The organism is Nocardia sp. NPDC004151 (assembly GCF_042874235.1).
Classification (GTDB): domain Bacteria; phylum Actinomycetota; class Actinomycetes; order Mycobacteriales; family Mycobacteriaceae; genus Nocardia.
The window spans coordinates 146,131-166,306 of sequence record NZ_JBIAMR010000018.1 but is presented as its reverse complement, the minus strand read 5'-3'; the positions used below and the strand labels follow the sequence as shown (position 1 = coordinate 166,306).

The 20,176-nt window shown below is 69.0% G+C and carries 19 protein-coding genes; 6 read left to right on the top strand and 13 right to left on the bottom strand.

The genetic code is table 11. From position 1 onward, the window contains the following. Positions 1-100 precede the first annotated feature (100 nt). Together ACFYTS_RS31440 and pdxT are read right to left on the bottom strand one after the other, a co-directional pair. Entirely contained in the window at positions 101-853 is a 753-nt protein-coding gene (locus ACFYTS_RS31440; protein WP_357285273.1) for a YebC/PmpR family DNA-binding transcriptional regulator, read from the bottom strand. A gap of 53 nt (positions 854-906) precedes the next feature. After that, a complete protein-coding gene (gene pdxT, locus ACFYTS_RS31435; RefSeq protein WP_357285655.1) occupies positions 907-1,530 on the bottom strand; it encodes a pyridoxal 5'-phosphate synthase glutaminase subunit PdxT in 624 nt (207 codons plus the stop codon). A 223-nt stretch (positions 1,531-1,753) separates the two neighbouring features. Here pdxT and ACFYTS_RS31430 point away from each other — a divergent pair, with 223 nt between their 5' ends. Then, on the top strand, positions 1,754-3,445 hold the full coding sequence (locus ACFYTS_RS31430; RefSeq protein WP_387309114.1) for an APC family permease: 1,692 nt from the start codon (positions 1,754-1,756) through the stop codon (positions 3,443-3,445). A gap of 60 nt (positions 3,446-3,505) precedes the next feature. Here ACFYTS_RS31430 and ACFYTS_RS31425 read toward each other — a convergent pair whose 3' ends face one another. Beyond that, entirely contained in the window at positions 3,506-4,357 is an 852-nt protein-coding gene (locus ACFYTS_RS31425; protein ID WP_357285276.1) for an acyl-CoA thioesterase II, read from the bottom strand. A gap of 89 nt (positions 4,358-4,446) precedes the next feature. Here ACFYTS_RS31425 and ACFYTS_RS31420 point away from each other — a divergent pair, with 89 nt between their 5' ends. The 4 genes from ACFYTS_RS31420 to ACFYTS_RS31405 all read left to right on the top strand — a co-directional run bounded on the left by ACFYTS_RS31420 (position 4,447) and on the right by ACFYTS_RS31405 (position 8,572). Beyond that, a complete protein-coding gene (locus ACFYTS_RS31420; RefSeq protein WP_387309094.1) occupies positions 4,447-5,469 on the top strand; it encodes an alpha/beta hydrolase family protein in 1,023 nt (340 codons plus the stop codon). 25 nt (positions 5,470-5,494) lie between these two features. Further along, the gene (locus ACFYTS_RS31415; protein WP_387309093.1) at positions 5,495-6,697 is read left to right on the top strand and encodes a saccharopine dehydrogenase family protein; all 1,203 of its coding nucleotides are present in this window, start codon (positions 5,495-5,497) and stop codon (positions 6,695-6,697) included. A 64-nt stretch (positions 6,698-6,761) separates the two neighbouring features. Continuing rightward, positions 6,762-7,580 carry a PaaX family transcriptional regulator C-terminal domain-containing protein gene (locus tag ACFYTS_RS31410; protein ID WP_387309113.1) on the top strand — a complete coding sequence of 273 codons (819 nt, stop codon included), beginning with the start codon at positions 6,762-6,764 and terminating at the stop codon, positions 7,578-7,580. 380 nt (positions 7,581-7,960) lie between these two features. Continuing rightward, on the top strand, positions 7,961-8,572 hold the full coding sequence (locus tag ACFYTS_RS31405) for a hypothetical protein (RefSeq protein WP_387309092.1): 612 nt from the start codon (positions 7,961-7,963) through the stop codon (positions 8,570-8,572). A gap of 22 nt (positions 8,573-8,594) precedes the next feature. Here the strand turns inward: ACFYTS_RS31405 and ACFYTS_RS31400 are convergent, their stop codons facing one another. The 3 genes from ACFYTS_RS31400 to pdxS form a co-directional block, all read right to left on the bottom strand. Beyond that, a complete protein-coding gene (locus ACFYTS_RS31400) occupies positions 8,595-9,035 on the bottom strand; it encodes an SRPBCC family protein (RefSeq protein ID WP_357285283.1) in 441 nt (146 codons plus the stop codon). Between the two features lie 89 nt (positions 9,036-9,124). After that, positions 9,125-9,967, bottom strand: coding sequence for an MHYT domain-containing protein (locus ACFYTS_RS31395; RefSeq protein WP_357285285.1), 843 nt, complete (start codon positions 9,965-9,967; stop codon positions 9,125-9,127). A 339-nt stretch (positions 9,968-10,306) separates the two neighbouring features. After that, positions 10,307-11,209: a pyridoxal 5'-phosphate synthase lyase subunit PdxS gene (gene pdxS / locus ACFYTS_RS31390; RefSeq protein ID WP_033089600.1), complete on the bottom strand. Its 903-nt coding sequence runs from the start codon at positions 11,207-11,209 to the stop codon at positions 10,307-10,309. A gap of 224 nt (positions 11,210-11,433) precedes the next feature. Here pdxS and ACFYTS_RS31385 point away from each other — a divergent pair, with 224 nt between their 5' ends. Continuing rightward, complete coding sequence (locus ACFYTS_RS31385; protein WP_387309091.1) at positions 11,434-12,711, top strand: hypothetical protein; 1,278 nt, start codon at positions 11,434-11,436, stop codon at positions 12,709-12,711. Positions 12,712-12,735: 24 nt separating this feature from the next. On the opposite strand, the gene ACFYTS_RS31380 is transcribed toward ACFYTS_RS31385, so the two are convergent. The 7 genes from ACFYTS_RS31380 to thrS form a co-directional block, all read right to left on the bottom strand. Further along, the gene (locus ACFYTS_RS31380; protein WP_387309090.1) at positions 12,736-13,404 is read right to left on the bottom strand and encodes a hypothetical protein; all 669 of its coding nucleotides are present in this window, start codon (positions 13,402-13,404) and stop codon (positions 12,736-12,738) included. Between the two features lie 109 nt (positions 13,405-13,513). Continuing rightward, entirely contained in the window at positions 13,514-14,554 is a 1,041-nt protein-coding gene (locus tag ACFYTS_RS31375) for an NUDIX hydrolase (RefSeq protein ID WP_387309112.1), read from the bottom strand. Then, positions 14,554-15,678, bottom strand: coding sequence for a glycosyltransferase family 4 protein (locus tag ACFYTS_RS31370; RefSeq protein WP_357285291.1), 1,125 nt, complete (start codon positions 15,676-15,678; stop codon positions 14,554-14,556). The genes ACFYTS_RS31375 and ACFYTS_RS31370 overlap by 1 nt, the downstream gene beginning before the upstream one ends. Continuing rightward, complete coding sequence (locus ACFYTS_RS31365) at positions 15,675-16,631, bottom strand: phosphatidylinositol mannoside acyltransferase (protein ID WP_387309111.1); 957 nt, start codon at positions 16,629-16,631, stop codon at positions 15,675-15,677. Before ACFYTS_RS31365 ends, ACFYTS_RS31370 begins: the two co-directional genes overlap by 4 nt. 20 nt (positions 16,632-16,651) lie before the next feature. Continuing rightward, complete coding sequence (pgsA, locus tag ACFYTS_RS31360; protein ID WP_387309089.1) at positions 16,652-17,323, bottom strand: phosphatidylinositol phosphate synthase; 672 nt, start codon at positions 17,321-17,323, stop codon at positions 16,652-16,654. 100 nt (positions 17,324-17,423) lie between these two features. Beyond that, positions 17,424-18,023, bottom strand: coding sequence for an HIT domain-containing protein (locus tag ACFYTS_RS31355; protein WP_357285295.1), 600 nt, complete (start codon positions 18,021-18,023; stop codon positions 17,424-17,426). Continuing rightward, positions 18,020-20,077: a threonine--tRNA ligase gene (thrS, locus tag ACFYTS_RS31350; protein WP_357285297.1), complete on the bottom strand. Its 2,058-nt coding sequence runs from the start codon at positions 20,075-20,077 to the stop codon at positions 18,020-18,022. Before thrS ends, ACFYTS_RS31355 begins: the two co-directional genes overlap by 4 nt. Between the last annotated feature and the right edge of the window lie 99 nt (positions 20,078-20,176).

The window sequence follows — 20,176 nt, the reverse complement described above, 5'->3', positions numbered from 1 at the left end:
CGGATCCAGCGCTCGCACCGCGCAGACGCGACGCGGGCCGCCTCCCGGAAGGGAAGCGGCCCGCGTCGTGAGAGCCGAAGCCGGTTCGTGAGAGCGGACGCTAGGCGTCGAGCTCGGCCAGCACCTCGTCGCTGATGTCGACATTGGTGTAGACGTTCTGGACGTCGTCGCTGTCCTCGAGCGCGTCGACCAGCTTGAACACCTTGCGGGCCAGGTCCACGTCCGCGGGAACGGTCACCGATGGCTGGAAGCCGGACTCGGCGGAGGTGTAATCGATCCCGGCCTTCTGCAGCGCGCTGCGCACCGCGATCATGTCGCCCGGCTCGGAGATCACCTCGAACTCGTCGCCCAGGTCGTTGATCTCCTCAGCGCCGGCATCGAGCACCACATCGAGGATGTCGTCCTCGGACTGCCCGGCCTTGTCCAGCACCACGACACCCTTGCGGGAGAACAGGTACGACACCGAACCGACGTCGGCCATATTGCCGCCGTTGCGGGTGACGGCCAGACGCACCTCGCCGGCCGCGCGGTTGCGGTTGTCGGTGAGGCATTCGATCAGCAGGGCGACACCACTGGGGCCGTAGCCCTCGTACATGATGGTCTGCCAGTCCGCGCCGCCCGCCTCTTCACCGCCGCCACGCTTGCGCGCGCGCTCGATGTTGTCGTTGGGCACCGACGACTTCTTCGCCTTCTGGATGGCGTCGTACAACGTCGGGTTGCCGTCCGGGTCACTACCACCGGTGCGGGCCGCCACCTCGATGTTCTTGATCAACTTGGCGAAGAGCTTGCCGCGCTTCGCGTCGATCCCGGCCTTCTTGTGCTTGGTGGTGGCCCATTTGGAGTGGCCGCTCATTCCCTACTTCCTCGTTTCAGGGGGCTGAATGGTTTCCGACATTCGAGCGTACGTCAGACCCCGGCGCGCGGACGCACCGCGGTGTCGACGAACAGCCTGTGGACCCGCAGATCGCCGGTTACCTCCGGATGGAAGGACGTGGCGATGACATTGCCCTGCCGCACCGCCACGATCCGGCCCGCGGCCGGACCCGACGGCACCCGCGCCAGCACCTCGACGCCGTCACCGGCCCGCTCCACCCACGGCGCGCGGATGAACACCGCCCGCACCGGTCCGTCGGTGAGGCCCGCGAAATCCAGATCGGTCTCGAAGGAGTCCACCTGCCGGCCGAAGGCATTGCGGCGCACCGTCATATCGATGCCGTGCAGCGCCTGCATGTCCGGGCGGGTGTCGAGCACCTCCGAGGCCAGCAGGATCATGCCCGCACAGGACCCGTAGGCGGGCAGGCCGTCGCGCAGCCGCTGCCGCAGCGGTTCCAGCAGCTCGAAGACCTCCAGCAGTTTGCTGATGGTGGTGGATTCACCACCGGGGATGACCAGTCCGTCGACGGCGGCGAGCTCGGATTCCCGGCGCACCGGGACCGCTTCCGCACCACAGGCCTCGAGAGCGTGCAGGTGTTCGCGCACATCGCCCTGCAGGGCCAGCACACCAATCGTCGGTTTCACGCCGTCGAGCATACGTTTGCCGGGGTGTGTGGCCCTGCTCACCCAGGGCGTCAGGGTTTCGTCAGGACGCGGTTCCACCGGGGTTTTCGGGTGAACACTCGCGAATGTGACTGATGTGCTTCCGCAAACCTCGCCCGGGCCGCGCGGCGGAGTCGACGCTCCGCCGCCGCGATCCGGGCGCACCCGGCACGGGCTGACCGTCGCCACCGGACTCGCCGGGCTGTCGCTCGACGCCATGGCCTCGGTCGCCTACGGACCCGAGGCGATCGTGCTGGTGCTGGCCGCGGCGGGCGCGGCCGGACTCGGCTTCACGGTGCCGGTGACGCTGGCCATCGTGGTGCTGCTGGCCGTGCTGATCGCGTCCTACCGGCAGGTCATCGCCGCCTTTCCGAACGGCGGCGGCGCGTACGCGGTGGCCAAGGCACGACTGGGGCGGCGGACCAGCCTGGTGGCCGCGGCCTCGCTGATCGTGGACTACGTGCTGAACGTCGCGGTGTCCATCGCCGCGGGTGTGGCCGCACTGACGTCGGCGTTCCCCCAGCTGTTCCCCTACACAGCCTGGATCTGCCTGGCGGTGCTGGCGGGCATCACGGTGCTCAATCTCTACGGCATCCGTGAGAGCGCCCGCGCCTTCATGGCCCCGACCGTGGTGTTCGTGCTGGGCATCCTCACCGTGATCGTCGCCGGGCTGCTGCGCTCGGAACCGGCGACCGTCGCCACCGGCGCGGCCGTCTCCGAGAACGCGCGCACCATCGGAATCCTGTTGCTGCTCAAGGCGTTCTCCAGCGGCTGTGCGGCGCTGACCGGTGTCGAGGCCATCGCCAACGCGGTACCCAGCTTCGCCGAGCCCAAGGTCAAGCGCGCGCAGCGGGCCGAGGTGGCGCTCGGCGCGCTGCTCGGCGTCATGCTGATCGGGCTGGCCACCCTGATCGGCAAGTTCGCGATTCACCCGATCGAGGGCACCACCGTCCTGTCGCAGCTGACCGAAGCCGCGCTCGGCCACGGCATCGCCTACTACATCGTGCAGTTCGCGACGGTGATCCTGCTGGCCCTGGCCGCCAACACCTCCTACGGCGGCCTGCCGACACTGACCAAGATCCTCGCCGACGACAACAGCCTGCCGCACCGGTTCGCGGTCAGCTCGCAGCGACAGGTGTACCGCTTCGGTGTGCTCGCGCTGGGCATCTCGTCGGCGGTGTTGCTGGTCGCCTCCGGCGGCGATATGAACGCCCTGGTGCCGCTGTTCGCGATCGGCGTGTTCGTGGGCTTCACCATCGCCCAGGCCGGGATGGTCCGGCACTGGCTCGCGGTGGGCGGCCCGGGCCGGCAGTGGCGTGCCGTCCTCAACGGTTTCGGCGCGGCGCTCACCTTCGTGGCGCTGATCGTCACCACCGCAATGAAATTCACCGAGGGCGCGTGGCTGATCGTGGTGGTGCTGCCGCTGCTGGTGGTCGCCATGGAACGGATTCGAACCATCTACGGCCGCATCGACGGCTGCCGGGGCACCGGCTGCGTGCCCGCCGAGCCGAAGGCCACCGAGACCGCGATCGTGGTGCCGGTGTCGGAGGTGTCGGAGCTCAGCCGTGAGGCGCTCTCGGCGGCGATGTCGCTGGGCCGGGATGTGACAGCGGTCCATGTGTGCCTGCCGGGCGAGAACATCACCGTGTTCACCAAGGAATGGGAGACCTGGCATCCGGATGTGCGTCTGGTCCTGCTCGAGGACGGCGATTCGACCGTCGGCGGCCCGGTGGCGCGCTACGTCGCCGACCATTTCGCCGGGCGCCGCAAGGTGGTGGTGATCGCGGAGGTCGAGCCGCCCGCCGGGTGGAATCACGTGCTGCCCAGCCATCGCAGCGACGAGCTGGAACGGGTGCTGCGCAAGATGAACGACACCGTGGTGTGTCACCTGCGGGTGCAGACCGCCTGACCCCGAAACCACGAGCGCGCCGCCGGATTCCACCGGCGGCGCGCTCGATTCGTTTGTCGCTCAGGCGGTTCCGGGCGGGTACGACTGCGCCTGCGGATCCTTCAGGGTGCGGGTCAGCCCCTCCTGCATGACGACCGCCACCAGTTCCCCGGCCTGGTTCCAGATCCGGCCGCCGGTCAGCGCCCGGCCCGCGCCCGCCGACGGTGACTGCTGGTCGTAGAGCAGGTAGTCGTCGGCGCGGAACGGACGCAGGAACCACATGGCGTGGTCGAGCGAGGCGTTCTGGGTGGGCTCGTCGGGGTGGATGACCTTCGAGGAGCCGAGCAGGGTCATATCGCTCATGTAGGCGAGCGTGCACACATGGAACAGCGGGTCGTCGGGCAGCGCGTGCCGGTAGCGGAACCACACCTGCTGCTGGGCGGCCAGGCCGCCACGGCGGTCCACCTCGTCCTGCGGGATGGTGCGGATGTCCCAGTGCTCCCATTCACGCATGGCCCACAGCCGTTCCGGGCTCATGGACTCCTTGGCGTCGGGCAGGTCCGCGGGCGGCGGGACGTTGGGCATCTGATCCTGATGCTCGGGCCCCTCGTCACCCACATGGAACGAGGCCGACATGGTGAAGATGGCCTCGCCGTTCTGCACCCCGGTCACCCGGCGGGTGCAGAAGGAGCGGCCCTCACGGATGCGTTCCACCATGTAGACCGTGGGCCGTTCCGGGTTACCCGGCCGCAGGAAGTACCCGTGCAGCGAATGCACCTGATAGTGCGGATCCACCGTGCGGACAGCCGCCACCAGCGCCTGTCCGGCCACCTGCCCGCCGAATGTGCGGGGCAGCTGCGTCTTGATGGACGCGCCGCGGAAGATGTCGCGTTCGAGTTGCTCGATTTCGAGCGCCTCTTCGATCGTCGCCATGCACCCGTCCCTTCGCGTTTGTCCCGCTCAGGCTAACAACCACAGTAATCTATCAACTCCTATACGATCGTTTCTGATACGATAGAAATATGTCCCGGAAGCGCCGCCTCCTGATCGCCGCGAGTTGCGTTGCCGCCCTGCTGCTGTCGGCGGGCGGATACGTGGTCGTGCAGCACGACTTCGACATTCGCACCGAACGGGTCACCATCACCGGCGGAGCGCAGCCCCTGCAAGGCACCCTGGCGCTACCCGAAAAGGGGGACGGCCCCTTCGGACTCGCGGTTTTCGTCCACGGCGACGGCGTGGCCACCGCCGACCGCGACGAGTTCTACCGGCCGATCTGGGAGAGCTTCGCCGAGGCCGGGTACGCGTCGCTGGCGTGGGACAAGCCCGGGGTGAACGGCGCGCCCGGGAACTGGCTGGACCAGACCATGCACGACCGGGCCGTCGAGACCGAAGCGGCCATCGCCTGGTCACACGGACGCCCCGAGATCGACGCGCAGCGCATCGGCCTGTGGGGCATCAGCCAAGCCGGATGGGTGCTGCCCGAAGTCGCGGCCCGGCACCCGCAGCTGCGATTCATGATCCTCGCCGGACCGGCGATCAACTGGATCCGGCAGGGCGAATACAACCTGCGCGCGGAACTGGATCGGCGCAACGCCTCCGAGGACGAGCTCGCCGGCCAGCTGCGGCGACGCGAGAACGATCTGACCCTGCTCCGCGAGGGCGCTGACTATTCCCGATATCGCGCGGCCACCACGGATTCCCCGCCGATGTCCGAGGATCGGTGGCGGTTCGTCGGCAAGAACTACCTCGCCGATATCACCGAAACCCTTCCACGAGTGCGCGTTCCGACGCTGTTGGCACTGGGCGAGCGCGATCTCCATGTCGACGTCGCCGAGACCGCGCGCGTGTATCGCGAGTCGATGCCCGCGAGCCTGCTGACGGTGCGCACCTATCCCGACGCCTCGCACAACATCGTCAAGTTCGAGCTGGACAAGCCCGACAGCGTCCGGTCCTTCCTGGTCGCCCTGTTCGCGCCCCGATCCCTGTACGCCCCCGGCTATCTCGACGCGCTGCGCGACTTCGCCGCCGATCCTTCGAAGAACTGAACCACCGAGTCACGGGAGTACCGCCATGAAAGTCCTCGCCCTGGGCGCGGCCGGCGCGATGGGAGCCGCCGCCGTCGAGACCGCCGCCACCCTGCTCGGCGTCGAGCACATCGTGATCGCCGATCGCGACGGCGACGCGGCCGCCGCCACCGCCCGGCGGTTCGCGGCGGCGCGGGTGCCGGTCGCCGCGCGCACCGTCGATGTCACCGACGCGGCCACCCTGCGCGACGCGCTGTCGCGAGCGGACCTGGTGCTCAACACCGTCGGCCCCTACTACCGTTTCGGCCGCACCGTACTGAGCGCGGCCATCGACACCGGCACGCACTATCTCGACATCTGCGACGACTGGGAACCGACGCTCGACATGCTCGGGCTCGACGACGCCGCCCGCGAGGCCGGGGTGTGCGCGATCGTGGGCATGGGAGCCAGCCCCGGGATCAGCAACCTGCTGGCCGCGCTGGCGTCGGCCGAACTCGACACCGTCCACGACGTGTATACCGCGTGGCCGGTGGATGTTCCGGGCGCGGGCGAGGACGAGTCGCTGCTCGCCGGCGGGCAGCCGACCGCCGCGGCCGTGCACTGGATGCAGCAGAGCAGCGGCACCATCACGGCGGTGACAGCGGGACGTCTGGTCTCCCAGCGCCCGCTGCGCCCGGTCGAACTCACCCTGCCCGGCGGGCGGCGCGGCACCGCCTACACCGTCGGCCATCCCGAGCCGATCACCCTGCAGCGCAGCCTGAAACCGGTCGGCGACGCCGCCAATCTGATGGTGGTGACGCCCACGACGCTGGCCTACCTGGACATGCTGCGCCGCGACATCGACGCCGGGAAACTCACCAACGAAGCGGCCGCACGGGAACTCGCGCGCCCGTCGCTGGGCCGGATCGCCCGCTCGGTACCCACCGCGCTGCGCACCAGAGGACCGGGCAATCTGCCGCCCTTCTTCACCACCGTCTCGGGCCGGCGCGCCGGTCGCGAACACCGGGTGCTGGCGCACCTGGACCCGAACGCCGCCGGCGGTCTCGATAAGCTGTTCGCCGATATGGCGCGAGCGACCGGGATCCCGTTGGCACTGGGCATGTCCCAGGTCATCGACGGCTGCGCCCGCCGCCCGGGCGTACACCCGCCGGAGGCCGTCATCGACGCGCCCCGCTTCTTCGCCGACCTGGGACGCGAATTCGGCGGCGCGTCACCGGTGGTCATCGAGCAGGAACCGGTCGGACAGTGAGGTGCACACAGTGGACGACCTGATTCCGGCCACCGAGATTCCCACCCGGTCGCTGGTGGAGAGCATGATCCGCGAGGACGCCACCATCGACGCCGGCGAACTCTACGATGTCGCGGCCGCGCTCGGCATGACCGATCAGCAGGTACGGCTGTGCATCAAGAGGGTTGTCGCCGAAGGGCTGTTCACGCACGAGGGTCGCGGCCGCAAGGCGCTCCTTCGCGCCACCGAGGACACCCGCGCGGTGCTCGCACCCGAGCTCGAGTATCTGCGGCTGATGTACGCGCAGGACCGCGGGCAGGCGAGCTGGGACGGCGTCTGGCATGTGGCGGCCTTCGCGGTGCCCGAGACCGACCGGACGGCACGCGATGCCATGCGCAACACCATCGTCGAACTCGGCGGCGCGCCGATCCAGGGCGGACTGTACGCCTCGGCGCACCCGTGGGAGGATCGAATCCGTTCGGCAGCAGGCGAACTCGGTATCACGGGGTCCCTCACCACCTTCTCCACCCGCGACCTCACCGTCGGCGCATGCACCGCGGCGCGTGAGCTGGCAGCCCACCTGTGGCCGCTCGACCGGATCGCGGCCGGCCACGAACGCCTCCTCGGCATCGCCGAACACGTGCGCTCGGCCCTCCCGACCGCGCAGGAGACCGAACGCGTCACCCTCGCCATCGCCTTGGCGGCCGAATTCGACCGCGCCCACCACCCGGACCCGCTGCTACCGCCCGAACTGCTCCCCCAGCCGTGGATCGGCGCATCCGCCCGCGCGGTCGTCGCCGAATGCTGGGCCGCCCTCGACGCCGCTCCCCTACCGCCGATTCGTTTGTTCCGCTGGTATGCGGACGCGGTCACCGAGATCACCGCCCCTTCCAACTCCTATTAGGCCGTCGCCGCACGTCGAGCACCGCATCCGCGCCCGGTCGAGGGCCGCCCGACGGCGCCCGGCGTCGGGAACGGCCGGTCGGCTTCACGGTCCATGCGAGCGAACCGGAACCCCCAGCGGTTCAGCCGCACGCCCGATCCGACCTCCTACACCCCTGACCCGCGAAATGCAGTTGAGTATCGGGCAGCCCTGGATGCCGCTCCATGACGCATCAGGCCGAGACCGGCTGTCGAACCCGGTATCTGCGCCCGACCATCGCGGCCCGACACCACCTCCGGCGGAAGCCGGTCCGTCACAAAAGACCGCTGCCACGATCGGGTCGTGCCGTTGGCCGCCGCCCCCGACGATGTCCGGTGTGATACCTGCAGCAAGATGGTGTCGTGCCCGAGTTCACCGCCCTCACCCCTGACGCGCTGCTCGAATTGGTCGCCGGGCGGGCCGGGGCGCTGCGGGGGTACGCGGTCGTCGCCGTGGACGGCGCGGACGCGGCTGGGCCGATGACCGTGGCGGACGGCGTCACCGAGCTACTGCGCTCGCGGGGCCGTCCCGCGGAGGTGGTGTCCCTGCACGATTTCGTGCGGCCCGCGTCGGTTCGCCTGGAGTACGACCGGGACAGCGAATTCACCTATCGCACGGCCTGGTTCGACTACGCCGCAGTGAACCGCGAAGTCCTGAAGCCCCTTCGGGACGGCGGGCGCTACCTGCCCGCGCTGTGGAACGAGCAGACCGATCGCTCCGCCCGAGCGCGCATCCGCACCGCCGCCGAGGGCACGGTGCTGTTCGTCGCCGGTCCCATGCTGCTGGGTCGGGGACTGGACTTCGATCTGACCGTCTCCCTGCGCATGTCGGAGGGGGCGCTGCGGCGACGGACCGATCCGGAGCAGGCGTTCACAGTGGACGGCCTGCTGGAATATCAGCGCGAGCACACCGAGCGACCGGACATTCTCGTCGCCTGGGACCACCCCGACCGCCCGGCCGTACAGGCCGGGTAAGCCCGGGCGCCGTCGAGGAGCCTTACGCCGCCCCGGTTTCGAGCAATGTCCTGGCGCGATCCAACCCCGAGACCTCCGCGGTCATGGTCTTCTGGACCGGGCCGCTCATGAACAGCTTCTTCAGACCCGACAACTGCGCCCACAGCGAGAAGGTCACCTCGGTGGCGGCCTCTCCCACCGGCACGAATGTGTAGGTGACAGTGGGCCGCAGCGGTCCGGCGATGCCGTGCAGCACCACCGCCCGGTTCGGCAGGTACTCGGTGATCTCGACATCGGCGGGGATACCGCGCCCGCCCAACCCGGAAACCGTCTGGCGATAGATGGTGCCCACGGCCGGCTCGCCCTCGGCGGTGATCTCCTTGACGCCGCTGCGCCACCGCGCGCTGTTGGTGGTATCGGCGAAGAACGCGAAGACATGGTCGATCGGGCGGGCAATGGTCACCGTGCGGGTCGCGGCGGGCATGACGATCCTTTCCCCGGGGTGTGCGGAGCAATGCTGGCGTTCATGACACCAGCATCCGGACCGTCAGGCCACGACCGCCGCGGTGTGTCTCACCACTGCCGATGCCGGGCGTCGAAGGTGTCTGCCGGGTACTTCTCGGCCGTAGGGGCGCTCCCGGCGCGGCGCGCGGGCCAGAACCGGCTGGCGTACTGCCCGCGGATGCGGCTCAGATCCGGCTCGTCGATCTCGGTGATCCCGACCTGGAACAGCAGGATCATGGTCGCCATGCTGACCGCGATGATCAACGGCGTGAGCAGCTGCGCGGGCTGCGCCCCCGACGGCGCGTGCATGTGCGCCGCCACGTGCGCGTGCATCGAGAACATCCCCGTGTAGTGCATGCCGCACACCGCGACCCCCATGATGAGCGCGGCGCTGACCGTGGAGACGATGCCGTTGACGTGCAGCGTGAACCAGAGCGCCGCGATCGCCGCGACCACCGCGATCACGATGGACAGCAACACCACCCACGGGTCGTACGCCACCAGCGCATCGGTCTTCATCGCGTACATCCCCGAGTAGTGCATCGCCCCCACCCCGAGCCCCGTGATGGTCCCGCCGGTGATCAACGCGAACGCCTCCCCGTGCTGGTGCACCACGATGTAGAGCCCCAGCCACACCACCCCCATCGCGATGGCGGCACTGAACAGTGTGATCGGCACGTTGTACCGAATAGTGCTGTCCTGCACCGAGAACCCCAGCATCGCGATGAAATGCATGACCCAGATCCCGGTCCCCCCGAGCGCGATCGCCCCGGTGATGATCCACCCGCCGTGCCCCTGCTGATTCCGCGCCCGCACCATGCACCGCAGTGCCAGCAACGACCCGGTAACGGACATGACATAGGCCAGGACGGGGGTCAGCCAGCCATAGGTGAAATGGTCGATCGCCAGCATTCGGGCTCCTTGCCAGAAACACGATATTCGACTGCTCACCGGTGACTCAGCCGAACACTAGCCACGAAACACCAGGTAGTAAATTTGCCGAACCTCGCTGCCCGAAAAGCGATCACAGTTTGCCCGCCGGTATGCACGCAGGTAGCCACCGGTATGGACACCCCCGCGCCCCTCCGCGTTCCACGTCTGCCGCCCTTGACATCTAGCACCCATCCCGCAAACCCAATAGGGCCGAAAGTCCCTCGCGCACAATGAAAAACCGCCGGGTGGTCACGAGGACCACCCGGCGGTGTGAATCAGGCTGCGGCCGAATCGATTACCGGCCGCGCTCGGCGGAGATTACCAGCCGCGCTCGGCGAGGCGGTGGGGCTGGGGGATCTCCTCGACATTGATGCCGACCATGGCCTCGCCCAGGCCACGGGAGACCTTGGCCAGAACGTCCGGGTCGTCGTGGAAGGTGGTGGCCTTGACGATGGCGGCGGCGCGCTCGGCCGGGTTGCCGGACTTGAAGATTCCGGAGCCGACGAAGACGCCCTCGGCGCCGAGCTGCATCATCATGGCGGCGTCGGCGGGGGTGGCGATGCCACCGGCGGTGAACATCACGACGGGCAGCTTGCCGGTCTCGGCGACCTCGCACACCAGCTCGTAGGGGGCCTGCAGTTCCTTGGCGGCCACGTACAGCTCATCCTTGGACAACGAGGTCAGGCGGCGGATCTCGGCGCGGATCGTGCGCATGTGGGTGGTGGCGTTGGAGACGTCGCCGGTGCCGGCCTCACCCTTGGAGCGGATCATGGCCGCGCCCTCGGTGATACGGCGCAGCGCCTCGCCCAGGTTGGTGGCGCCACACACGAACGGGACGGTGAAGGCGAACTTGTCGATGTGGTTGGCGTAATCCGCGGGGGTCAGCACCTCGGACTCGTCGATGTAGTCGACGCCGAGCGACTGCAGGATCTGCGCCTCGACGAAGTGGCCGATCCGAGCCTTGGCCATGACCGGGATGGAGACGGCGTTGATGATGCCGTCGATCATGTCCGGATCCGACATGCGGGACACGCCACCCTGAGCACGGATGTCGGCCGGGACCCGCTCGAGCGCCATGACGGCGACCGCGCCGGCGTCCTCGGCGATCTTGGCCTGCTCCGGCGTGACGACATCCATGATCACACCGCCCTTCAGCATCTCGGCCATGCCGCGCTTGACGCGGGCGGTACCGATGGTGGGCGTGGTGTCGGGCGTGGTCACGGCAAACTCCTGGGTCATGTGGGCCAATCGGATCGTTTGAATTCGAACACCGGCTCGGAATCGAACACCACGATTCTAGGCTGCGGGTTCAGGCCACTTCATAGCCAGTCCGACACGACTGGACTGCCTACCTGCATCGGAATGACGGGCGTCACAATCGCGGGGCTACCGCGTCGCTAATACTCGTTTGCCCGAACCCGTCCCGCCCGCCAGGATCGAGGGCGATGACAAGTGAATTGCACGAGGTCCGCCGCCTGCTCGCCGCGGACGATGTGAGCGGCGCGGCGCGCACGCTGCGCCCGATCGCCGACACCCTCCCGGTCCATGAAATGGCATCGATCACAGCCGAATTGGCGGACCGAGCCGAGCTGGACAAGCTCGCGCTGGCCGCGTGGGCCGCCGCGAGCGCGCCGGACAATCCGGATGCCTGGACCATCTTCGGCTACGAGTGCATCGAATACGGTGTGCCGTTCGCCGCGATCCCGGCCCTGCGGGAGGCCCTGCGCACCGGCACCACCAAGCCCAATCTGGCCCTCTCCGAACTGGTCTACGCGTTCGAGGACGAGCACCGCCACGCCGAAGCGGTGGAAGCGCTGCTCGCCCACGAATCGATCCTGCGCCCCTATCCCGAGCGATATCTGCTGACCTACGACTCGATCCTGGCGGGCGATCTGGACCGCGCCCGCGCCGAATTCGCGCGGCTGCCCGCACCCGAGGACGAGGACTGGTTGCCCGCCCGCGACCGCGTGCACCGGATGCTGCTCCGCGCCGACCGGGTCGCCCCGGTCAGCGAGCTGGACGGCACCGACCTGCGCGGCTGGCACTACACGCTCACCGGCGGCTACCTGGCCACCCTGTCGCCCTATGGCTTCGACGCCGGGATGACCGGCCGCTGGGCGTACCTCGGCGACCGCCTCGAACTGTGCCGCCACACCCTCGACCGGCTCGCCGTGATCCTGCGCTCGGCCGCACTCACGCCGTCCTCGGTGTCGCTGCTGCCGGGCCGGTCCGACCGGATCATCGGTTTGGCGGCGGCGGAACTGCTCGGCCTGCCCGTGGTCGAGTACGCGCCGGACCGGACGGACACCCTCGTCGCGGCCTACTCCCTCGGCGACCTGGACCGCGACCTGAGCCGTGCCCTCACCGTCCGCGCTTCCGGGCAGGTCCTGTTCGAGCACGCCACCTACTGGGTCCGGCCACCGGCGGTGGCCGCCGACATCAGCGGCCTGCTGTGCCAGATAGCCGTCGAACCGTGGGGCCCGCACACCCGCCTCGGCGACAACGGCCCCGAGACCGCGCCCGCCGATTCCCGCCCGGAGTCCGAGATCGCACGGGAGATCGTGCGCGCCGACGGCACCCCGGACTCGGGCGACGACCGGACGCCGCCCGACCCCGACCGGGTGCTGGCCGACTTCGTCGCCGCCACCCGGGACACCTGGCTGCAGGGCTCCCGGACCCCGGTGAAGTCTCCGGGCCCGGTGCGCAGTTCGTTCTTCGGTTGAGCCCTCGGCCCGACCGGTGAGCGCTCAGCCCAGCTGATAGAAGTAGCGGCTGGTGGGGACGAGGTCCAGGTTCAGGTGCGCCCCGAACCGGACCACGCTCTCCATCATGGCCGTGACCCGGCGCTGCAGTTCGGCATCGTCGCCACCGCTGCCGTAGAAGGCGTGCGCGCTGGTCATGGCGGCCATCGGGAACAGTTCCTCGACGAGCGCGTCGACCTGCTTGCCCTCGGTGACGGCCTGGGCGACGGTGTTCTGCACGTAGCCGAAGGTGTCCTGGGTCCCGATGGCCACCGGGGTGTGCAGGACGTGCCAGTTGTGCAACCACTCCTCGCGGGTGAGGTTCTCGGGGATACGCAGGATGGCGATATTGGCCAGCGCGTTGGTGCGCTCGCCGTCGGCGACCTCGGGCGGTTCGATCGGGCGGCGCTCGTGCACGACCCACCCGTTGACCTCGTCGGCCACCGCCCGCAGCGCGGCCGTCACGGCCTCGTGGTCACCCTCGGTCCACACGCTGACGATGGCGTCGATCGGCGCGTCATAGGTGGTGTGCCGAACCTGGGCGGCCTCCACGTCGGCGTCCCGGACGTTCACCTGCAAGGCGCTGACCCCCAGCCCGGTCAGCTCTTTGCGCAGCTGCTCGCCCCGCAGCCGCTCCCCCAGATCCGCACCCCACAACGCGTACATCAACTTCATGCCGTAAGTCCTTGCCACAGATCACCATTGATCGGCCCACCGTAACCGCGGATCGGCTCCGGCGGACGGGGTTCGCGCTCGCGGTCCCACCCAGCGGACGCGCCCGGGGTCAGCGGATGGAGCGGACTTCGGGATCGCTGTCGGAGTCGGCGGCGGTGATCGCCTCGGCGAGCAGGTGATCGAGGTGGTACGGGTACACCGTTTCGCCCGAGTGGTCGAGGTGGGCGATATCGGTGGGGGTGCACCACTTGTTGCCGGTGATGGAGCGGCGTTCGATGAAGTTCAGGTTGGTGGGGACCGGGTCGAAACTCTTGGCACGCAGGGCGAAGAAGAGTTCCTCGGAGCGGATCAGCTCACCGTTGAACGGGAACACCGCGACGCGCCGCCACAGCGGACCGCGCAGCGCCGACGAGTCGGCGGCGTGACCGGTCTCCTCGTAGAGTTCGCGGATCGCGGCCTCACGCAGCGTCTCCCCCGGATCGACGCCGCCGCCGATGGTGAACCAGAACGGCACGTCCGGGATCTTCGGGTCGACGCCCTGCAACAGCAGGACCCGATCCTGCTCGTCGATCAGCACCACGCGGGCCGAGGTCCGGACGGTGTCGACCTCGAGGCCGGTCGAGGCGGCCGCGGTGACCCGTTCGGCGATCTCGAAGTACACCGGCAGCGGCGCGGTACCGGCGAGGTGTACCCACCGGACCAGCCGGCGGGTGCGCAGGGCCAGGGTGTCGCGGACCGCGTCGTTGTGGAAGCGGCGGGCGATGAGCACCCGGGCCTCCGCATCGGCCAGCTCGGCCACCAGTTGCGGCGGCAGCAGCGCGATGTCCACACCGGACAGCGCCGCGGCGAGCTGGTTCTCGACGGTCTCGCGGTCGCGCCAGTTGGACCGTTCGGCGCGGTCGGCCAGCGCGGTCAACCGGCGGGCCTGCTCGACCAGCGCCGGATCGTAGAGACCGGCCAGGGTGGTCGCCACCGAGCGCGCGACGACCGCGCGCCGGGCCAGCGCCGCGTCCAGCGCGTGGCGGGCCTGGTCGCTGCGCACGTGCAGGCGGTCGAGGCGGTTGGCGGTGGTGTACGCCCAGAGCGCGGCCGCGACGACGGCCGCCGCGACGAGCGCGAGAACCAGAATGGTCGTCGCGGAGAAAGTGATCATCCGGCGGTCCTGACGCGCACGTCGCCGACGGTGACGGTCTCGTACACCCGCAGGATCTGCTCGGCCACGACCGGCCAATCGTATTCGCCGACAACCTGATTGGCGGTGCGGATGTACTCTTCGCGCCGCTCGTCGTCGGTGAGCATGGCGCTGATCGCCGCCGACAGCCGCGCGGAGTCGCCGACCGGCACCAGCATGCCCGCGGTGCCGTCGCGCAGCACCCGGCGGAAGGCGTCCAGATCGCTGGCCACCACGGCGGTCCCGGCGGCCATGGCCTCCACCAAGACGATGCCGAAGCTCTCGCCACCCAGGTTGGGCGCGACGTACACGTCGGCGCTGCGCATGGCCGAGGCCTTCTCCGCATCGGTGACCTGCCCCAGGAACCGCAGGTGACCCGCGTTCTCCCCGGCCTCACGGCGCAACCGGTCCTCGTCACCGCGACCGACGATCAGGATCTCCACGTCGGGATGCTCGCGGACCAGCTCGGGCAGTGCGCCCAGCAGGACCTCCATGCCCTTGCGCGGTTCGTCGAACCGGCCCAGGAACAGCACCGACTTGCCGGGCTTCGGATAGCCGTCCAGCAGCGGCGCGTGCGCGAACGCGGGCACGTCGACCCCATTGGGGATCTCGACCGCGTCGCCGCCGAGCGCCTCCACCTGCCAGCGCCGCGCCAGTTCGCTCACCGCGATCCGGCCGCTGATCTTCTCGTGGTACGGCCGCAGCACACCCTGGAAAGTACTCAGCACCAGCGATTTCGTGGTCGAGGTGTGGAAGGTGGCCACGATCGGCCCCTCCGCGATCTTCAACGCGAGCATGGACAGGCTGGGCGCGTTGGGTTCGTGGATGTGCAGGACATCGAAGTCGTTGTCGGCGATCCAGCGCCGGATGCGGGTGTAGGCGGTGGGCCCGAAGGACAGTCGCGCGACCGACCCGTTGTAGGGGATCGCGACCGCTTTGCCGGCGGAGACCACGAAGTCGGGCAGCGGCGTGTCGTCGGCGGCGGGCGCGAGCACGCTCACCTTGTGGCCGCGCTCGATGAGCACCTGCGCCAGCTCCACGACATGCGACTGCACCCCGCCCGGAACGTCGAACGAGTACGGGCAGACCATGCCGATCTTCATAGTGCCCCTGTCCCCGGCTCCCGAGAGCCCAGCGCCTGCTGCGCGGCCGCGATGCGATCCAGCCTGGCCTGCGATAAATCACTCTTCCACACCGGCTGCAACATGTGCCAGTCGGCCGGATGGGCGGCGATATTGGCCGCGAACACATCGGTCAGCGCCTGGGTGGCGGGGGCCATGCCGCCCGCCAGGTCGAGGGACTCGAACACCCGCATGCCCCAGCCTTCACGGCCGTCGGCGTCGACGGTGAACCAGCAGTGCACCGGCAGCAGCGCCGCCCCGGTGTCCTGGGCGAGCTTGGCCGCGCCCGCGGGCAGCCAGCTGTCCTCGCCGAAGAACCTGACCGGCACGCCCTTGCCGGTGATGTCGCGCTCCCCCATCAGGCACACGATCTTGTTGTCCCGCAACCGATCCGCCAGCTGCGGGAACGGCGGCTGCTCACCGCCGGTCAGCGGGAACACCTCGAAGCCGAGGCTCTCCCGGTATTCCACGAACCGCTCGAACAGCGACTCCGGCTTCAAACGCTCGGCAACCGTGGAGAACTGGCCGTAGTTCTGGACCAGCCAGACCCCCGCCATATCCCAGTTGCCCGAATGCGGCAGCACCAGCAGCACACCCTTGCCGCGGGCCAGCGCGGCGTCGACGTGCTCGATGCCCTCCACGCGCAGCGACTTGCCCAGCGCCACGTGGTCCATCGACGGCAGCCGGAACGCCTCACGCCAGTAGCGGGCATACGAGCGCATGCTGTCGCGGATCAGGCTGTCCGGCACCAGGTCCGGCGTGGTGCCCACCACTCGCGCCAGGTTCTTGCGCAGCTGGTTCGGATTGCCCCGGCGCGCGGCCTTGTTCGCCTTGCGTGCGGCGAGATCCGCGCCCCGGTCGAACAGGCGGCGCGCGGTGCGCTCGGGCAGGGCGCGGACCAGCCGCCATCCGGCCGCGTATGCCTTGTCGGTCATCGCGGACGTGAAATCGGTTGTCACGGCTGCGGTTCCTCCGGGGCCTGCGCCGCGGGGGCGATGATGTCGCGGGCGCCGGGCGAATTGCGAACCGCCAGCACACGCTGGAAGACGGTGATGATGCTGAGCACGGCGAGGATGTACATGGCGACATAGACCGCGTACGACAGCCACTCGATGCCGAAATAGCCGCCGATACCGGTCAATCCGGCGCCGACCAGCACGATGACCAGCCGGTCGGGCCGCTCGATCAGACCGCCGTCCGCCGAGAGCCCGCTGGCCTCCGCGCGCGCCTTCGCGTAGGAGATGACCTGCGAGGTCACCAGCACCACCAGCGTCGCCACGAACAGGTGCTTCGAGTGCTCGGTGTACACCGCCCACCAGGCCAGCGCCGCGAAGATGGCGCCGTCGGCCACGCGGTCACACGTGGCGTCCAGCACCGCACCGTATTTCGTGCCGCCGCCGCGCGCGCGGGCCATGGCGCCGTCCAGCATGTCGAACATGACGAACAGCCAGATCACCATGGTTCCCCAGAACAGGTGATCGGCCGGGAACAGCGTCACCGCCGCGGCGATCGAGGCGGTGGTGCCGATGAGCGTCATGGCATCGGGGGTCAGCCCCGTGCTCACCAGCGCTTTGCCCAGAGGCGCGGTCGCTTTGGCGAACGTCTCGCGACCGAAGAAGCTCAGCACGCTACGAACTCCCGGCCACTACCGCTCACGCGGCGCCCTCGGGGCATGAGCGAGGGCCCTCCATGGTCACGCTTCGCTACCGCCTCCGGGCCTGACCCGCTCATGCCGAATCCGCTTCCTTCCACGCCTGTGCCAGCAGCGCCCGGGTCTCCCGGAGCAGCTGCGGCATCACCTTCACTCCGCCGACGACGGTAATGAAGTTCGCGTCCCCACTCCAGCGCGGCACGATATGTTGATGCAGATGATCGGCGAGTGAACCCCCGGCAACGCCACCGAGATTCAGCCCGACATTGAAGCCCTCGGGCCGCGACACCTGCTTCATCACCCGGATCGCCTGCTGGGTGAACGCCATCAGCTCGGCGCTCTCCGCGGCGGTCAGGTCCTCCAGGTTGGCGACGCGACGGTAGGGCACCACCATCATGTGGCCGGGGTTGTACGGGTACAGGTTCAGCACCGCGTACACCGATTCACCGCGCGCGATGATCAGCCCGTCCTCGTCCGACATCTCGGGGATGTCGGTGAAGGGGTGCCCGGTCTTCTTGGGCGCGTCGGCCTTCGACTCGGCCGCGGTGTCGCGATCCTCGGCCTCGCCGGTGATGTAGGACATCCGGTACGGGGTCCACAACCGCTGCAGGCGATCCGGATCTCCCGCACCGGTGTCCACGATCTGCTCGGGCACGGGTACGAATGCTTCGCTCATCGACCCGCCTTGCGGATCTCGAAACCCTCCGCGGTCGGCGAGCTGTTCTCCCGCCGCTGCACCCAGTCCACGACGGTGGCGACCGCGTCGGCCACCGGCACACCGTTGACCTGGGTGCCGTCGCGGAAGCGGAAGCTGACCGCGTCACCCTCCACGTCGCGCGCGCCGGCCAGCAGCATGAACGGCACCTTCTGCGCGGTCTGGTTGAAGATCTTCTTCTGCATGCGGTCGTCGCTACGGTCGAGCTCGGCGCGAATCCCGTTGTCCTGCAACTGCTCGATCACGCGATCGAGGTGCTCGGCGAACGCCTCGGCGACCGGGATGCCCACCACCTGCACCGGCGACAGCCACGCCGGGAACGCGCCCGCGTAGTGCTCGGTGAGCACGCCGAAGAAGCGCTCGATGGAACCGAACAGCGCGCGGTGGATCATGACCGGGCGGTGCTTGGCGCCGTCGGAGCCGGTGTACTCCAGCTCGAAGCGCTCGGGCAGGTTGAAGTCGAGCTGGATGGTCGACATCTGCCAGGTGCGGCCCAGGGCGTCCTTGGCCTGCACGGAGATCTTCGGGCCGTAGAACGCGGCGCCGCCCGGATCCGGGACCAGCTCCAGACCGGAGTCGGTGGCCACCTTGCGCAGGGTCTCGGTGGCCTCCTCCCACAGCTCGTCGGAACCCACGAACTTCTTCGGGTCCTTGGTCGAGAGCTCCAGGTAGAAGTCGTCGAGGCCGTAGTCGCGCAGCAGCGAGAGCACGAACTGCAGCGTGGAGGTGAGCTCCGCGTGCATCTGCTCCTTGGTGCAGTAGATGTGCGCGTCGTCCTGCGTCATGCCGCGCACCCGGGTCAAGCCGTGCACGACGCCGGACTTCTCGTAGCGGTAGACCGAGCCGAACTCGAACATGCGCAGCGGCAGTTCCCGGTAGGAACGCCCGCGCGACCGGAAGATCAGGTTGTGCATCGGGCAGTTCATCGGCTTGACGTAGTAGTCCTGGCCGGGCTTGCGCACGGTGCCGTCCTCATTGAGTTCGGCGTCGAGGTGCATGGCCGGGAACATGCCGTCGCGGTACCAGTCCAGGTGACCGGAGACCTCGAAGAGGTGGCCCTTGGTGATGTGCGGGGTGTTGACGAACTCGTAGCCGGCGGCGGTGTGGCGGCGACGCGAGTAGTCCTCGAGCTCCTTGCGGATGATGCCGCCCTTGGGGTGGAACACCGGCAGGCCCGAGCCGAGCTCGTCGGGGAAGGAGAACAGGTCCAGTTCCAGGCCGAGCTTGCGGTGGTCGCGCTTCTCGGCCTCTTCCAGCAGGCGCAGGTGCTCGTCCTGGGCCTCGGTGGACTCCCAGGCGGTGCCGTAGATGCGCTGCAGATCCTCGCGGGACTGGTCACCGCGCCAGTAGGCGGCCGAGGAGCGGGTCAGCTTGAACGCCGGAATGTACTTGGTGGTCGGCAGGTGCGGGCCGCGGCACAGGTCGGCCCAGATCAGCTCGCCGGTGCGCGGATCCAGGTTGTCGTAGATGGTCAGCTCTTTGCCGCCGACCTCCATGACCTCCGGATCGTCGATGCCCGACTTGTCGGAGATGAGCTCCAGCTTGAACGGCTCCTTGGCCAGTTCGACCCGGGCCTCGTCGATTTCGACCACCCGGCGCGAAAACCGCTGCGCGCCTTTGATGATCTTCTTCATCCGGGACTCCAGCTTGGCCAGATCCTCGGGGGTGAAGGGACGGTCGACCTGGAAGTCGTAGTAGAAGCCGTCCTTGATGTACGGGCCGATGCCCAGCTTGGCCTCGGGGAACTCCTGCTGCACGGCCTGCGCCAGCACGTGCGCGGCCGAATGCCGGATCACATTGCGGCCGTCGGGCGAATCGGCGGTCACGACCTCCACCTCGGTGTCCAGCTCCGGCACCCAGGTCAGATCCTTCAACGCGCCGTCCGCGTCCCGCACCACGAGCACCGCGCCCGGGCCCTTGCTCGGCAGGTCCGCCTCCCGCACCGCGGCCCCGGCGGTAGTCCCAGCCGTGACCCGGACGCGGGCGGCTGGGGTCTGCTGGGGTGAGGTGGTCACGGCTGGACACTCCTAGGCGTTTCACGGCGGCGATCCATCCGCCGTACAGGTTGGACATGACGACCGGGCACCCCCCTCGTGAAGGGCAGAGCCCCGGCG

Coding starts and splice junctions, on each gene's coding strand:
- ACFYTS_RS31385 (WP_387309091.1), top strand. CDS start 11,434: ATGACAAGTGAATTGCACGAGGTCCGCCGCCTGCTCGCCGCGGACGAT.
- ACFYTS_RS31425 (WP_357285276.1), bottom strand. CDS start 4,357: ATGGCGACGATCGAAGAGGCGCTCGAAATCGAGCAACTCGAACGCGAC.
- ACFYTS_RS31430 (WP_387309114.1), top strand. CDS start 1,754: ATGGCCTCGGTCGCCTACGGACCCGAGGCGATCGTGCTGGTGCTGGCC.
- ACFYTS_RS31380 (WP_387309090.1), bottom strand. CDS start 13,404: ATGAAGTTGATGTACGCGTTGTGGGGTGCGGATCTGGGGGAGCGGCTG.
- ACFYTS_RS31415 (WP_387309093.1), top strand. CDS start 5,495: ATGAAAGTCCTCGCCCTGGGCGCGGCCGGCGCGATGGGAGCCGCCGCC.
- ACFYTS_RS31410 (WP_387309113.1), top strand. CDS start 6,762: ATGATCCGCGAGGACGCCACCATCGACGCCGGCGAACTCTACGATGTC.
- pdxT (WP_357285655.1), bottom strand. CDS start 1,530: ATGCTCGACGGCGTGAAACCGACGATTGGTGTGCTGGCCCTGCAGGGC.
- ACFYTS_RS31400 (WP_357285283.1), bottom strand. CDS start 9,035: ATGCCCGCCGCGACCCGCACGGTGACCATTGCCCGCCCGATCGACCAT.
- ACFYTS_RS31440 (WP_357285273.1), bottom strand. CDS start 853: ATGAGCGGCCACTCCAAATGGGCCACCACCAAGCACAAGAAGGCCGGG.
- ACFYTS_RS31365 (WP_387309111.1), bottom strand. CDS start 16,631: ATGACCGACAAGGCATACGCGGCCGGATGGCGGCTGGTCCGCGCCCTG.
- ACFYTS_RS31420 (WP_387309094.1), top strand. CDS start 4,447: ATGTCCCGGAAGCGCCGCCTCCTGATCGCCGCGAGTTGCGTTGCCGCC.
- ACFYTS_RS31355 (WP_357285295.1), bottom strand. CDS start 18,023: ATGAGCGAAGCATTCGTACCCGTGCCCGAGCAGATCGTGGACACCGGT.
- ACFYTS_RS31370 (WP_357285291.1), bottom strand. CDS start 15,678: ATGAAGATCGGCATGGTCTGCCCGTACTCGTTCGACGTTCCGGGCGGG.
- ACFYTS_RS31395 (WP_357285285.1), bottom strand. CDS start 9,967: ATGCTGGCGATCGACCATTTCACCTATGGCTGGCTGACCCCCGTCCTG.